13 protein-coding genes are annotated in these 14731 nt (G+C 46.2%); 8 read left to right on the forward strand and 5 right to left on the reverse strand.

Translation table 11 applies throughout. The features are described from left to right. The first annotated feature begins 356 nt into the window (after nt 1–356). A complete protein-coding gene (locus MARGE09_RS10980) occupies nt 357–2648 on the forward strand; it encodes a CotH kinase family protein (protein ID WP_236981874.1) in 2292 nt (763 codons plus the stop codon). Between the two features lie 79 nt (nt 2649–2727). Here the strand turns inward: MARGE09_RS10980 and MARGE09_RS10985 are convergent, their stop codons facing one another. Then, a complete protein-coding gene (locus tag MARGE09_RS10985; protein ID WP_236981875.1) occupies nt 2728–3654 on the reverse strand; it encodes a YihY/virulence factor BrkB family protein in 927 nt (308 codons plus the stop codon). A gap of 406 nt (nt 3655–4060) precedes the next feature. After that, nucleotides 4061–4819, reverse strand: coding sequence for an SDR family NAD(P)-dependent oxidoreductase (locus tag MARGE09_RS10990; protein WP_236981877.1), 759 nt, complete (start codon nt 4817–4819; stop codon nt 4061–4063). Nucleotides 4820–4977: 158 nt separating this feature from the next. Here MARGE09_RS10990 and MARGE09_RS10995 point away from each other — a divergent pair, with 158 nt between their 5' ends. Beyond that, nucleotides 4978–5934: a Kelch repeat-containing protein gene (locus MARGE09_RS10995; protein ID WP_236981879.1), complete on the forward strand. Its 957-nt coding sequence runs from the start codon at nt 4978–4980 to the stop codon at nt 5932–5934. Nucleotides 5935–6169: 235 nt separating this feature from the next. Further along, nucleotides 6170–8623, forward strand: a complete 2454-nt coding sequence (locus tag MARGE09_RS11000) for a fatty acid cis/trans isomerase (protein ID WP_236981881.1) — start codon at nt 6170–6172, stop codon at nt 8621–8623. On the opposite strand, the gene MARGE09_RS11005 is transcribed toward MARGE09_RS11000, so the two are convergent. Continuing rightward, on the reverse strand, nt 8601–9689 hold the full coding sequence (locus tag MARGE09_RS11005) for an endonuclease/exonuclease/phosphatase family protein (RefSeq protein WP_236981883.1): 1089 nt from the start codon (nt 9687–9689) through the stop codon (nt 8601–8603). The two genes, MARGE09_RS11000 and MARGE09_RS11005, sit on opposite strands and share 23 nt — an antisense overlap. Nucleotides 9690–9854: 165 nt before the next feature. Between MARGE09_RS11005 and MARGE09_RS11010 the strand changes: the two genes are divergently transcribed. From MARGE09_RS11010 to MARGE09_RS11025, 4 genes are all read left to right on the forward strand, one after another. Next, nucleotides 9855–10289, forward strand: coding sequence for a rhodanese-like domain-containing protein (locus MARGE09_RS11010; RefSeq protein ID WP_338040696.1), 435 nt, complete (start codon nt 9855–9857; stop codon nt 10287–10289). Beyond that, nucleotides 10286–10543 carry a glutaredoxin 3 gene (gene grxC, locus MARGE09_RS11015; protein ID WP_236981885.1) on the forward strand — a complete coding sequence of 86 codons (258 nt, stop codon included), beginning with the start codon at nt 10286–10288 and terminating at the stop codon, nt 10541–10543. The genes MARGE09_RS11010 and grxC overlap by 4 nt, the downstream gene beginning before the upstream one ends. Nucleotides 10544–10666: 123 nt before the next feature. Next, entirely contained in the window at nt 10667–11149 is a 483-nt protein-coding gene (gene secB / locus MARGE09_RS11020; protein ID WP_236981887.1) for a protein-export chaperone SecB, read from the forward strand. Nucleotides 11150–11327: 178 nt separating this feature from the next. Next, nucleotides 11328–12041: a ribosome-inactivating family protein gene (locus MARGE09_RS11025; protein ID WP_236981889.1), complete on the forward strand. Its 714-nt coding sequence runs from the start codon at nt 11328–11330 to the stop codon at nt 12039–12041. A 5-nt stretch (nt 12042–12046) separates the two neighbouring features. Here the strand turns inward: MARGE09_RS11025 and MARGE09_RS11030 are convergent, their stop codons facing one another. Next, complete coding sequence (locus tag MARGE09_RS11030; protein WP_236981891.1) at nt 12047–13480, reverse strand: RsmB/NOP family class I SAM-dependent RNA methyltransferase; 1434 nt, start codon at nt 13478–13480, stop codon at nt 12047–12049. Nucleotides 13481–13803: 323 nt separating this feature from the next. Next, entirely contained in the window at nt 13804–13983 is a 180-nt protein-coding gene (locus tag MARGE09_RS11035) for a hypothetical protein (RefSeq protein WP_236981894.1), read from the reverse strand. 13 nt (nt 13984–13996) lie between these two features. Here MARGE09_RS11035 and MARGE09_RS11040 point away from each other — a divergent pair, with 13 nt between their 5' ends. After that, nucleotides 13997–14725, forward strand: a complete 729-nt coding sequence (locus tag MARGE09_RS11040; RefSeq protein ID WP_236981896.1) for a hypothetical protein — start codon at nt 13997–13999, stop codon at nt 14723–14725. Nucleotides 14726–14731: the final 6 nt, after the last annotated feature.

The following is a 14731-nucleotide window of genomic DNA, read 5'->3' on the forward strand; positions in this document are numbered from 1 at the left end:
TTGAATTCTTAGGCTAGTCATTTTTTAACATGCGTACTGTTTGCTCTAGGAAAGCCCATTAATAAGTTGTTTTATCCTAGTTTTTTATGGCTAGCTGGCGTGGCTGTGTCGCTTTAAAAACTGAGCTTTGCGTCAAGTTTTCGAACCCAAAAGCTTGTTGTTTTTTTGGGTTGCGGGCAGTTCTATTTTTGGCTTGGCTCTGGGCCTTATCTAGAGTGGTTCACAAAATTGACATAAAACTGTCAAAAACGAGATATAGTCCTCTATTTTCCTTAAATGAACAATTTTGAGCATATTTGGTGGCGTATTGTAGGTGCTATTCGTTTTTTCCATTTTTGCTTATTCTTGAGGACTTTATGAACACTTATCCTTTTTTAACCTTAGCGGTTTCTGCATTGATGTTGAGTGCCTGCACTGGCGGCACGGTTACAAGCTCCTCTAGTGAGGACTCGACAAGCAGCCAAGCGAGTATTAGTAGTAGCGCCAGCTCAGTGGTGGAAGCAAGTTCTTCTGCGGCCTCCAGTGCGCAGGTCCAAGATGGCAGCATTAGCCAGTTTGTTGATTTGCCTAAAGAATATCGCATTAGTGAAGATGGTGAGCGGCTTGAGCGCGGTGGTTTTTATACGTCAAAATTTTATAACGAGGCTGCTCTAGAAACGATTACGCTGGAATTTTCGCAGGGCGACTATTGGGCTCAAATGGTAACGAATAAAGAATCCAATAACGGCCAGAAAGTATCTGCTACTTTACGTTACAAAGATAAGGTTATTGAAGGTGTTGGTGTAGGTTTTCGCGGTGCAACCAGTTATCAATCGGCCCATCAAGATAAAAAATCATTTGCTATTGATTTAGACCCAAATGATACCGGCGTTGATATTAATGGTTATGACGAGCTTAAATTGAATAATGCCCACGAAGACCCATCGGCAATGCGAGAAACGCTATTTTCAAATTTAATTGGCGCTAACGTGCCAGCGGCACGAGCCAATTTTGTGAAGCTTGTGATTAATGGGCGTGACTACGGTATTTATACCAATCTTGAAAAATTAGAAAAAGACCATGTCGATGATTGGTTCTTTGATAAAGATAATACTCGCTGGCGCGCCGAAGTTGCTGGTGGCTTTGTGTTGGGTGGCGGTGGAGGCGGCTTCGGTGGTGGTTTTGGCGGCGGTTTCGGCGGTGGTTTTGGTGACGGTGGTTTTGATTTTGCCAGCCTGTTCGGTGCTGGTAAATCAACGCTAAATGATTTGGGCGAAAGCGGCGATCAATATAAAGCCGATTATAATTTAAAATATTCTGATCCCGAAAAAGCGCCTAACCCGTGGCAGGATTTGGCCAACGCGGCACACACAATGGGTGTTGCCTCGCCTGAATACCTTGTTCAAGAGCTAGGTCAGTATATGGATATAGATGAAGCTTTATGGTTTATCGCCTCAGAAAATATCTTTGCCGATGACGATGGCTATTTAAATAAGGGCGGCCTAGATTATTACGTGTATTTTGATGTCTTTACCGGCCGTATTTTACCTATTGAATACGATGGTAATAGTGCTTTCCATGGCGCTTTTGCGGAAACATGGAACCCTCTATACCGAATGGATGACGACCGCTTCCCGTTGGTTGATACGTTACTGCGCATTCCAGAGCTTCGCGAACGTTATTTTGCTCATTACCGTACCGTTATGGAGGAATCGTTAAAGCCTGAAGTGAGTCATCCTATTGTTGACACTTATGCCAGTTTAATTGGCCCCGGCATTGCCGACCCTAATGCAATAAAAGCGTATTCGTATAGCGAGCATCAACAAGATGTGCAGGGCATAAAAGATTTTATTACTCGGCGTTATAATTATTTGTCATCCCATTCTGAGTTATCGGGCAATCCTGTGGCAATCAGAGATGTCGTTGATAGTGTTGAGGGTACGCCTTCAATTCGCCCAAGAGAAGACCAAAGTGTTAGCGTTGCTGCAACCGTTGATGGCAGTGCGCAAGCGGCATATCTTTATTATGGTAAGGGGTTAGCCGGTGAATTTGTGAAAGTGGCCATGAACATTAATGGTAACCGCTTGTTGGCCGAAATACCCCCAATGCCCAAAGGTGAATTTGTTCGTTACTACATCGAAGTTATTGCAAATGACGGCAAAGGCTCGGCCAGTTATAACCCTGTAGGTGCCGAGCACGATGTGTACATTTATCAGGTTTTGGCTGCGTCGCAAGTGAATAGCCCAGTTGTTATTAACGAGCTGGTTGCCGACAACGAAAGCCTGCAGGCAGACGAGACTGGCGCCTATTCCGATTGGATCGAGTTGTACAATAACGGTAATGCAGCAGTGGATTTATCGGGGTGGTATTTAACCGACGAAGATACGAAGCTGGATCGTTGGGCGTTTCCGCAAGGGACCGTGATTGCTGCAGGCGGTACTTTAGTGGTTTGGGCCGATGACGAAACAGATACCTTAGGAGGCTTACATGCTAGCTTTAAGCTGAGTGCGGGCGGGGAAAATGTGTATCTTGTCAATGGCAATCTAGATATCGCAGATCATGTCGAGTACGTTGATGCCCCCGAAGATCAAAGCTATTCCCGCCAGCCTAATGGTACGGGTAATTTTGAATGGTCGAGTAATACAAGCTTTAATGCGGTGAACCGGTAACCGATTATTACATAGCTAATGTTTTGCCTAAAAGTCCCCAAGCTTGGTAAAAGCTTGGGCACTTTTTATTGCTCTGTTTTTAAGGTTGTTCTTGCATTGCAAATTCACTAGCCTGTATTCGTTCGCCGCGAAATTGCGCGTAGACCCTTGTGAATTCAGCCCCAAAAAGTAACAGCATTGTCGAGTAAGACACCCACAGCATAGTTAGTACTATGCTGCCGGCTGCACCATAAGCCGATGTGGGGTCGCTTTGGGCAAGATAAAAACTGAGCAGAAACTTAGCAACAATAAACAGTATTGAAGTGAGTAGTGCGCCACCCCAAACATCTTTCCAGTCTATTTCGACATCGGGTAAAAATTTAAAAATAGCAGAGAACAAAAAGGTCGCAACACTAAGGGATATGCATACGTCAATGGCATAAAATACTGTGTTTAACGGTAGCGTAAAACGATAGCTTAACCATGTGCTAACGGCGCTTAGCGCGGTAGATAACAATAAGGAAACTAATAAAAGAAACCCAACAGTTAACACAATGCCAAATGAGAAAAACCTATCCTTAATAAATTTAAGCCATGCGCGTTTAGGGTGAGGTTCGACTCCCCATATGTTGTTGAGCGATACCTGCATCTGAATAAATACACCTGTTGCGCCAAACAGTAATGTCGCTAAACCTATTGCGGAGCTAAGAGTGAAATCATTGTTGGTTAATGTACTGCTAATAATGGTATTAAATGATTCGGCAACCCGAGCGCCCATGGTGCTTTTAACTTGATTCAAAATCTCATCTGATGCGCGTTGAGTGCCAAATGCGTACCCCAGTACATTAACAATAATCACCATTAGCCCAGGCAGAGAAAATATCGTGTAGTAGGCGATAACGGAGCTGTTGCGAAAAGGGTCTCGCAGCCACCATGCTGCAGTGGTTTGCTTTAGTAGTTTTAAAAAATACCACGCCGGCAAGGCCGCTCTATAGAGTTTTGAATCTTTCAACCATTTTATATTCACGGCAATCTTGCCCCTATAGCCTGCTTTAACCTAAAAACCGCAGTTGAACCATCAAAGTCTACGCATCCCCTTGGTGCACCTGACGCGTGATAAAAATGATTCATCACCAATAAGGTGACCACACATTTTTACTACACGCCATGCACACCAACGGAATACGCACCTTTTTGACTCTCAACTGCGGTTTCTAGGTTGAAGCTGATAATTTATAGGGGACCAGCAATAACCATGCCCTTAAGGGTTGCCTGTATGATGTTCTGCCGATAGCAGTGCTTTGCACAAAGCTTTGACTAATCGATAAAGGCGGCGTTGGGGAAGTTTGAAAAGTACACAAAAAATCAGCGTTGCTCTGTAAAACTTACAAAGCGACGCTCTAATTTATAAGTTTTAGTTTATAAAGATGCCCTTAGGCACAGTATACGCCGCCATTAATATCTAGGGTGGCGCCATTAATAAAACCGTCGTATTCGCTAGCCAAAAAAATAACCGCCCGAGCAACGTCGTCTGCTGTACCGGCGCATTGTAATGGAATACTGGCGATGGTAGCTTGGGCGGAATCTTTGGTGGTATGGGTATTGTGAAAGGAGGTTCCTAAAATAAGGCCCGGCGCTACGGCATTTACGCGAATGCCGTGTGGCCCTAGCTCGTTAGCAAGGGCCCGAGTCCATGTCAGAATTGCGCCTTTGGCCATGCTATATACCAGCGACCCCGGATGCCCACCTTTACGGCCGGCTAACGAGGCTAAATTAACAATACTGCCGTTGGGGTTGTTCTTCATAACTGGCGCGGCGGCTTGAGTAACAAATTGCGCAGAGGATATATTGGTATCGATGACTTTGTACCAAAAATTGGAGTCACAGCTTTCAAGTGTTCTTCTGTCGATAAGCGATCCGGCATTATTAATTAATATGTCTAGCCCGCCTAGGTGATTGACTGCGGTATCAACAACTTTTTGCGCGTCATCTATTTTGCATAAATCGCCTTGGATGGCGATAGCCTTTAACCCTTCTTTTTGTGCCTTAGCGGCTAATTCTTGCGCTACAAAACTGCTGGAAAAATAGTGAATGGCCACATGTGCGCCGGCTGTTATAAATTGCTGGCTAATTGCTTGGCCTATGCCTTGTGCGCCAGCGGTAATAAGCACGCGTTTACCCTTTAACTTCATCTTAATGCCTGTAAAAAAGCGCCATGCTAACAAATTGTCGTACCCTTGCGTGCTATAGCAGTGTTTAATAAGACAAAATGATATGTCGTGAGGTTGTGGTGAAATTGTTAAAAAATAAAGTGTTTAAATCTGTTTTTTGCTGTGCTGGCTTGTCTCTTATGCTGAGTTGCTCAAACCAGCCAAGCGCCAGTATGCCTAAAGGCGGGTGGTTGCAATTGCAGCCATTAGGTACACCTACGGCGCGCCATGAAGCGGCCGTTATTGCCTATGACGATAAGGTTTATCTTATTGGTGGGCGTCGCGTTAACCCCACTGACGTATACAACCCAGCGACCAATAGCTGGCAAGAAAAGTCGAAGCCCCCGCTAGAGATACACCACTTTCAGCCGGTTGTTTGGGGTAATGCTATTTATATTATTGGGGCGATGACAGGGGATTGGCCCAATGAAAAACCGCTGGATAAGGTTGTTATTTATTACCCCGAGCAAGATAAATTTGAATACGGTACAACAATCCCAGAATCGCGCAGGCGCGGCGGGGCAGGGGCTGTAGTCTATAACAACAAAATATACTGGTTAGGCGGTATTACTGATGGCCATATGGATGGCGCCAAAGCGTGGCTTGATGAGTTCGATCCTGTTACAGGCTTGTGGCGTACATTGCCTGATGCACCGCATGCGCGAGACCATTTTCAAGCGGCAGTGATTGACGGCAAATTGTACGCAGCGGGTGGGCGAACAACATCGCATAAAACAGGGCAAGGCATTGATTTAACCGTCGCTAATGTGGATGTTTATGATTTTAGTCAAGGGCACTGGTTGCCAGCAGATAAAACACCGCGCTTACCCACGCAACGTGCCGGTAATGCAACAGTCGCGTGGCGCGATAGCCTTGTTGTGGCAGGCGGAGAAAGCATTGCGCAGCAATTGGCACACAGTGAAGTCGAGGTATTTAATACCCACTTTAAGCAATGGAGTCGCTGGCCAAATTTACTTCAGGGGCGCCATGGCTCGGGTTTTGCTGTAGTTAATAAAACACTCTTTATCGCCTCCGGTTGTGGTGAGCGCGGCGGCGATCCAGAGCTAACAACCATAGAGCGCTTATTATTGCCCTAGGGCATCTCTAAAAATGCACTTTTTCCGCGATAGCAGCGTCAGCTCCGTCCTCGAGTCCTCATTTACACCACGTAAACTGCGGCTCTCCGGGCGGTGCTTTCTTGCTCTCACACAAAAATTACTATTTTTAGAGGTTCCCCTAGTTAACTCTAACGATTCGTTGCTGCGACGTTTGATAGTGCTATTGGCATAGTGTGGTGGAGTGCTTGTAATTATTAATGAGTAAGGAGCGACGTTGAATATCAAAAAGTTTCTATTTTGGTTATTAATGGCAGCCGTGGGTTTGGCATTGTTGGGGTGTAATACCGCGAGTTGGTTGGGTGGAGGGCAAATCAGTAACGCCCAACAACAGGCTTATCAGGCTGAGTTATTTCGTTTGCAAAATACTCCACAGTCCAAACCGTCATTAAATTATTATCAAGATGTTAAGCCTATTGTGGATAGAAAATGCATTGTTTGCCATGCCTGCTACGATGCGCCTTGCCAATTAAAGTTAACTTCATTGGAGGGGATTATTCGCGGTGCTACACAAGCGCCGGTCTACAACGCTTCGCGTATCGATGCAGCACCAACAACGCGGTTGTTTGTTGATGCGTACACGCAACCGGAATGGCGAGAAAAGGGGTTTTTTAGTATTTTAGAACCTTCGGATAAGGCGCCTAGCTCTGTATCGGTGATGAATCACATGCTTGCGCTTGGAAAAACGCGAGAAATTGATGCCACAACTAAAGTAACTAAATCAATGTTAACGCTAGGCTCCGAGCGTGAATTAAGTTGCGCGGCTGGCAATGACATGGATGAGTATGCTCGCGAAAACCCTAATGGCGGTATGCCACTGGCAGTTGCAGGGCTCAGTGATCGTGAATATAGCGTGTTAACGCAATGGACCATGCAAGCGGCAAACAATAAAAATTTAGCGCCATCGGCTGCTCGTATTTTACCGGAGGATCAAATACAGCTGGATATATGGGAGTCCTGGTTTAATCGGCCGGGTAAAAAGCAGCAGTTGCTATCGCGCTATTTGTTTGAACATTTCATTTTGGGTCACTTATATTTTCAATCGGATGCCCAGCTAAAAGTGCGGCTCGGGGCTAAACGGGCAGAACCCGTCGCGGTTTTCTTTAAGCTCATTCGCTCGACAACGCCACCGGGCAAACCTCCTGTCGATGTTGCAACTGTACTGGCTAATGAGCCGCCGCCAGAACATTTTTATTATCGCTTTGTGCCTGTTACCCAAACATTGGTTTATAAAGATCATATTCCTTATCGGTTAGATCAAAAGCGCTTGGCTTATTTTGAATCGCATTTTTTATCAGACGATTGGCAGGTTGATGTTTTACCGGGTTACAGCTACCAAGAGCGCGCCAATCCATTTCTTACCTTTGCGGATATTCCCGCTAAATTGCGCTATCAGTTTTTATTGCAAGACGCCGAGTATTTTATTCGTAATTTTATTCGCGGGCCGGTGTGCCATGGGCCAATTGCTACCGACGTTATACGCGATCAGTTTTGGGTGATGTTTGAAAACCCCGCGGTAGAACAGTATGTAAATGACGAGGCTTATCGGCGCGAGTCTACCCCGTTGCTTGGTTTGCCCGGTGAAAAAGACGCATTAACTGAGCTTGGCGACCAATGGCTAAAATATAGCCGCAAGCGTAATGCCTACGCCAAAATGCGAGACCAGCACTATAGTCGTATGATGCCGGATATGGCTCCTTTTGAGCTTTTATGGGATGGTAACAAAAATAATAAAAATGCCTTTTTAAGTGTTTTTAGGCATCACGATAACGCCTCTGTTGTGCAGGGCTTTCGCGGCAATATTCCGCGTACAGCGTGGTTAATGGATTACCCTTTATTAGAACGGTCTTACTATGAGTTGGTGGTTGGTTTTAATGTATTTGGTAATACCTCGCATCAGTTACAAACGCGGCTTTATTTTGATTTGATTCGCAACGGCGGTGAGGTTAATTTTTTGCGCTTGTTACCCCCTGAAGCGCGTCAAAAAGAATATGAACACTGGTATCAAGGGGCAGCAAAAATTAAGGTTTTTGGAGCTTATTTCACCCCGGATTTTAAGCATGCTAGCCCCATAAGCTATACCACGAAAGCACCCAAAGCAGAGTTTTTTACCCATGTGTTTAGTCAGTTTCCGTTACTTGCCGGGGCGCAAGAGTTTGCTGCGTCGGGTTTTTTGCAAGGTTTGCCGCTTAAGCTTTTAAAGCCCTTTCCCGAGCCAGATGCTTTTAATACGCTTAGGCAGAAAACGGCCGAGCAATTGCCGTTTATTCAATTTTTACCGGAAACCACATTGTTAAGCCTTAAGAATGCCGATGGTAGCAGCCAAGTCTTTTCGATATTGCGCAATCGAATGCACAGCAACGTAGCATTTATGCTGGGCGAATCATTACGTTACCAGCAGGCGCAAGATACGGTAACAATATTGCCTGAATTGGTGGGGAGCTACCCTAATTTAATGTTGAGTGTTACAGCAAAAGAGGTAACACAAATGCTTAAAGACATTGCAGAAGTTGAAACGCAAAAAGATTTTGACCTTTTTATCGATCGCTACGGAGTGCGCCGTATGCAGCCAAGGTTGTGGGCTGAGCTGGATGGCTACCGTAAACACTTAGAGCAGGTTTCCCCTATTGCTGCCGGTGTAATGGATATTAACCGTTATGGTTATTGGTAGCCTTGGCTTGTTGTTCTTGCTTGCGCTGGCGCATTAGTGATTTTTCATCATCGCTAAGCGCATCGGGTTGGGTGTCTGTTGTGGTTTTGTTGGAGTCGTTAGCTAAGGATAATTCGGTGAACAAGGCGAAGTGGTCAGAGCCTTTAAGTTTAATCCGGGCCATGGTTTTTAATTGGAAGTGGTCGCTATGGAATAGATGATCTAGCGGCCAGCGTAAAAACCAGTAACCGGCATGGAAGGTATTAAACATGCCGCGGCCAATGCGCGGGTCTTTAAGTCCGCTTTGATGCCGAAATAAACGGGTGGTTTTTGACCAAGCCACATCGTTGAGGTCGCCGGTAACGATTACCGGGTCCTGGAAGTTCGCGAGTTTTTTGGCAACAAGGATCAATTCGCTATCGCGATCCTGCGAGGTTTCGCTTTCGGTTGGGCTTGGCGGTGTGGGGTGTAAAAAGTGTAAACGCACTGAGCGATTATTTGCCAGCGTGATGGATGCTTCAATGGAAGGTATATCGTCGTCAATTAAATACTTAACGCTACCATCGTGCAGGGCATGCTTGGAATAAACGTGCATTCCGTATAAGTTTTCTTTGGGGCATTTAATGGTGTGCGGGTATTGTGCTTCAATGGTTTTGATTTGATCTTCCCACCACTGGTTTGATTCTAGCGTAACAACAATATCTGGATTGCGGGCTTTAATAATATCAATGAGTGCATCGGCATTTTTGTTGGGCATTAGCACGTTGCTACTAAGTATGCGCACTAAGGCGTGCTTGCTATGCGGTGCCGTGCGTTTAACTTGCTTGGGCCAGCAGGGAGTGTACGGGGCTATCCACCACAGTTGGTATAGTGTTGCGGCCATATTTAGTAGCACGAGCAACCAGCTTTGCGGCTGTGAAAAGTCCAGCCCTAAAATACATATAACGGCGGTCGCGGCGCCTATTACTGCCAGTTGGAAGCGCGGGAAGTCGAGCCCTCTTACTATCCAGTGGCTGCAGTGGCTTATGGGTAGCATGGCCGCTAAAACAATCAAGCCCGTGGTTAGACTTAGTCCAATAAAAAGCATAATTCAGGTGTGTCCAGCTAGGTGCAATATGGCGGGTATTATAGGCACATTCCTATTGCAGGGTTGAGGGCCACTATTCACTAAGTCATTGATGTATAATTCCGGCCCTTTTACGGCGGCTTAGATGTTCTAGCTTAGCCAGATAACCGAGATTGAGGTGTTTTTGTGGGTTGGATTGATTTTGTAGCGGAGCAGTGGATACTGGTTTCGCTGTTGTTGGTGCTTATTGTGGCTTTTATGACCTTTGAAAGTAAAAAGGGTGGTAAAACAGTGAGTTACCATGAGGTTTCGCGCCTACTCAACAGTGAAGAAGCCATCTTGCTAGATGTACGTGACAGCGCAGACTACAAGGCTGGGCATATTATTGATGCGATTAATATCCCACATGGCAGTTTAGCTACCCGCTTAGGTGAGTTGGAAAAGTACAAAGCTAAGCAGGTGATAGTGACAGATAAAATGGGTCAGCATTCAGGCCATGCCGGTAAAGTACTGCGCGAGGCGGGCTTTGAGGCGGTGCGTATGCAAGGCGGTATGGCAGAGTGGAATGCACAGAAGTTGCCCGTCATTAAGGCAGGTAAAAACAAAGGTAAAAAGGGATGAGTATCACCGTGTACAGCAAGCAGTTTTGCCCTTATTGTGTAATGGCTAAGCGCTTATTGGTGAGCAAAGGCGCTAACTTTACCGAAATTAAAGTGGATAGCGACGATGCGATGCTGAAAAAAATGATGGCTGATAGTGGCCAGCGAACAGTACCGCAAATATGGATCGGTCAAACCCATGTTGGCGGCTACGACGACTTAGCTGAGCTTCAGCAAAAGGGCCAGCTAGACGCACTTTTAGCCACAGAGGGTTGATCCTGCCTGAAGGCACCCCATATAGGGTAAACGATACATATCATCCTTAATGGCCTGCACTGTGTTGCAGGCTTTTCTTTATAGATAGATTACAAAGCCGGCGTAAAGCCACTAGGAGACATCATGGCAGACGATAATAACGCACAAGGTCAAGCACAAGGCCCGCAGTTCATGTTACAGCGCATTTACCTTAAAGATATGTCCTTTGAGGCGCCACAAGGTATTGAAGCGTTTAAGCAGCAGTGGAACCCAAAAATCGGCCAAGATTTAAACACTACTTCAAGCAAAGTTGACGAAAACCACTACGAAGTGGTTTTAAAGTTGACCATCAATGTCACTATTGATGAAAAAACCATCTTCTTGGTTGAAGTACAGCAAGCCGGCTTATTCTTGGCAAAAGACATTGAAGGCCAGCAATTAGCGCAATTGCTAAACACCATGTGCCCACAAATCTTATTCCCATATGCGCGTGAAGCCGTTGATAGCTGCGCATTAAAAGGCGGCTTCCCAGCATTAGCTTTACCGCCTATTAATTTTGAAGCTTTGTTTGCGCGCGCTGTTCAACAGCAGCAACAGCAAGCGGCAACACCTGAAACAACTAATTAATTTAGGCTGTTTTTGAGTGTTAAAAACCGGCGAAAGCCGGTTTTTTTTTGTTAGTATATTTTGCGTTTAACCTAGAAACATCAGTTGAGAGTCAAGAAGGTGCGTAGACTTTGATGGTTCAACTGCGGTTTCAGGCTTCAGGTTTAATGTTGTCATCCAAAAGGATTAGGGGAAAGCTATGAAGCAAGTTTTTGAGGTAAGGCTAGACAATAACTTCAAGCGTGATATTGGGCGCTTGCAAATGGCGTTTAATAGCCTTGCAGATCGAACACTGGCTGTTTGCTCGGGCGGCCAGGCTTATACGCGCATTAAAATTATTGCGCCGGTTAAATATGGTGTATCGCCAGTTACGTTATTGGTTAACGATAGCAATATTTACATGCAGGCTTTTTATAATGATAACGGTGCTTTTTACTTAAACACCTACAATGGCCTACGTTTGCAAACGCAAGAGCGCGATAGCTTGCCTTGGTCGCATGTTAACTTTAACGACGATAGTTATGATAGCTTGGGTATGACTGATCGCGCGTACCACAAAGTCATCACAAAAGATCGCATTATGGCTGCGCTGCAGAAGCTGAGCACACAAAAGGTTAGGGCAGGTGGCCATTATGGTGAAATTCGCGAGGCCTTAGGTATTTTGGTTTTGGTGGTTTGCGAGTCCATTCGGTTTAGGCCATTACGCGATAGCTTTAGTGATGCATTGAGTGGCGGCGCGCACCTTTTAACGGTTGGTGAGGTAATGCGCTACGCCAAAAACTGGGAAAAGCTGTGTGCCAAAGGGCATAGCCACTTGATTTGTGTGCCCTTGCCCAAAGCGCTAGAAAGTGGCGCAATAAAACCCGTACGTACAGAGCCTAGTTATTTGCGCCACACAGGGTTGAGTGGCTAATTAAATTACGGCGCCTGTAGCACTGCTGCAAAGAGTGTATCGCTATTGTTGTTTGGGCACCCCATAAGCTCGCTAGATTTTAAGGACCACTCTGGATTGTTGGTTAGAAATTCGTCCACGATAGCGCTGTTTTCGCTGTCGAAAAAAGAGCAGGTGCCATAAACCAATTTGCCCCCCGTTTTCACGCTTTTACTGGCGTGGGTGAGTAGCTGAAGCTGAAGCTGCGTCAGCTTAGTGAGATCTTCGCCGGTATTGCGTAATTTGGCATCCGGGTTGCGGCGCCATGTGCCGCTGGAGCTGCAAGGCCCGTCCACTAATACCCAGTCAAAACCGCCATCGTTGGCAATTTCTTTAGGCAAGCGTAAAGGTGCTTCGCCATCCCATGGTGCTGTGCGAATATTGTAAAACTCGGCTTGTTTGGCGCGGCGTTTTACCTCGATCAGTTTGTGCTCACGAATGTCAGTTGCCCATACGGCGCCTTTATTTTTTAGCGGCGCAGCAATGGCCAGGGTTTTTCCGCCGCCGCCTGCGCAGGCATCCCACACTTTTTGTCCTGGTGTTGCGTCGACTTTCAGCGCAAGCTGTTGCGAGGCCCAGTCTTGAATTTCTACCCAGCCGTTTTTATAACAATCTAGGCCAAACACACCGCGTTCACCTTCGATAGAAATGGCTCTGCCATCTTCTTGTGCTTTGTAAAACTCGGCTAGTTCGGTCATAACCTCGGTGCGTTTATTTTCGTGGTTAAGACGTAGCCATAGCGGGGGGCGTGTATCTTGCGCAGCTAAAAAAGAACGCAATGCATCATCGCTGCCGTTGCGTTTTAGGGTTTCTAATTGCTGTGCATAGCTTGTAGGAATGCCGTGCCATACCAGTGTGCCGGCTAAATCATCGTGTTGGTATTGTTGCAGTGCCTGCACGCTAGCTTGATATTCGCTAAGCGCTTGCGGTAAGGGTTGCTCGCAATGGGCGCGCCATTGGCAAAGCGCTAATAAGGTTTCGCCACTAGAGCTTTGGCTTAACAAGCCTAGCTGTTCTTTTAAGCTAAAGGCATCGGGGGTTAGCTCGCTAAAACGGCTGACGCTTTGCGCGGCGGTAGCGCCAGCCGACATAGTGTTTTTGAGGGTAATAACGTTTGCAGCCCAGTAACCAAAGCGTGCGGCATTAAAAAGAACATCACCATAAAAAAGGCGGTCGCGCTTGCCGTATTTACGGTTTTTACCCAGTGTGTGTTTGAGCCAGCGATCCAATTGGTACCAATTGCGTTGATCTAACCATTCTTGCCATAGCGCAAGTGCTTGGCGCATTTGGTTGGCAATACGGACTTCGGGGGAGTAGTGATCGGAGTGCTCTGTTGCAGCGTTGCGCTGTGGTCGCGAGTTACTGCCATTGCGATGGCTTGGTTTGTTGGAGCGGTTTACGGGTGTGCGTCGTTTGGTCACAGGCATCTCGAAAAAGTACGCATTATTCGAGATGGCTCAACTAAATGCAAATATTCAACCCAAAGTTGCGTTGTGACAGGGTTGGCACCTGTAATGAGAGGTTGATGCGCAAGCGATGTTAGAAGGTTGATTTGGGTCAAGCCTTAGCCTAAAGCCGGTAAAAATCGTTGTGCTTAGCGAGGCTGGCGCTTATAACCTTTATAGCGGGTGCTGTAACGTATGTGCCCAATGCCACTTTTGTGGCTTTCATTTTTGTAGGTGTAAGGACGTTGTATGAAGCGTAAAAGAACATGTCCAAAATGGCTGAAACGTGGACCTCTATCCTACGGGGTTGTGGCGTTAACAAGCTTGTTGTTGGGGGCTTGCGACGGCTCTAGTTTGACCAGTTCTAGCGCGGTGGTGTCGAGCTTGTCTTCCAATGCAGCCAGTAGCGTTAGCTCGATGGCTTCGAGTGTTTCTTCTGAAGCATTAAGCAGCGTGAGTTCGAGTAGCGAGCCGAGCATACCAAGCGAGCCTTTGTGCGAAGCGCCTGCAGATTTAGAAATTACAGATATTGCCAGTGTGGTCGATTGGGTAAATGCGATGCCTAAGCCATTGACGTTGGCGTGCTTTGTTAAAAGCTTGCCGCGGCCAATGTATTACAACGCTACACTAAGCTCGTTTAGTGCCCAGCCCTCGGTGGGTAAGCGTAGCCCACGCGTTTTTTTCATGATTAATGATTTAGTGCTGACCGTTGTGCCCGACGAAAAGTCGGACACCAAGCGAGACCCTGAAACAGGTAAGGTTATGAAGGACCCAGAAACGGGCTTGGATTTGCGTTTTTGGGATATTGATAATATTCAATTGTTGGAATTATCAATGGAGGTGGCTACTACATTACCAACAAGGCAATCCATTAAGGCTGAGCTTAAATTCCCTGTAACGCAACAGCTGCCTCGGAACGCACCTTACGTCAAAATAAATTATGACGAATCGAATACTCTGAGCGTTTGTGCTTTTTGTCACTCGGCTGAAACACAAGTCGAAGTGTTGGACGGCCAACCTGTTTATCGTTCAGAAATGCTAAGGAACCCGCGTGATACCGAGGTTCCTCTAGGCTATATGCTTAATGAATATGCATCGTGCGACCCACAAAGCAGCGAAAACGAATGGTATCGCTGTGAAATGTTAGATGCCATTTATGGTCAAGGCACCTTGGTATGGAAAAGCTTCCCAGAAGATATGCCCACTATTTTCGATAACTAGTCGGTT

The organism is Marinagarivorans cellulosilyticus (assembly GCF_021655555.1).
GTDB lineage: Bacteria > Pseudomonadota > Gammaproteobacteria > Pseudomonadales > Cellvibrionaceae > Marinagarivorans > Marinagarivorans cellulosilyticus.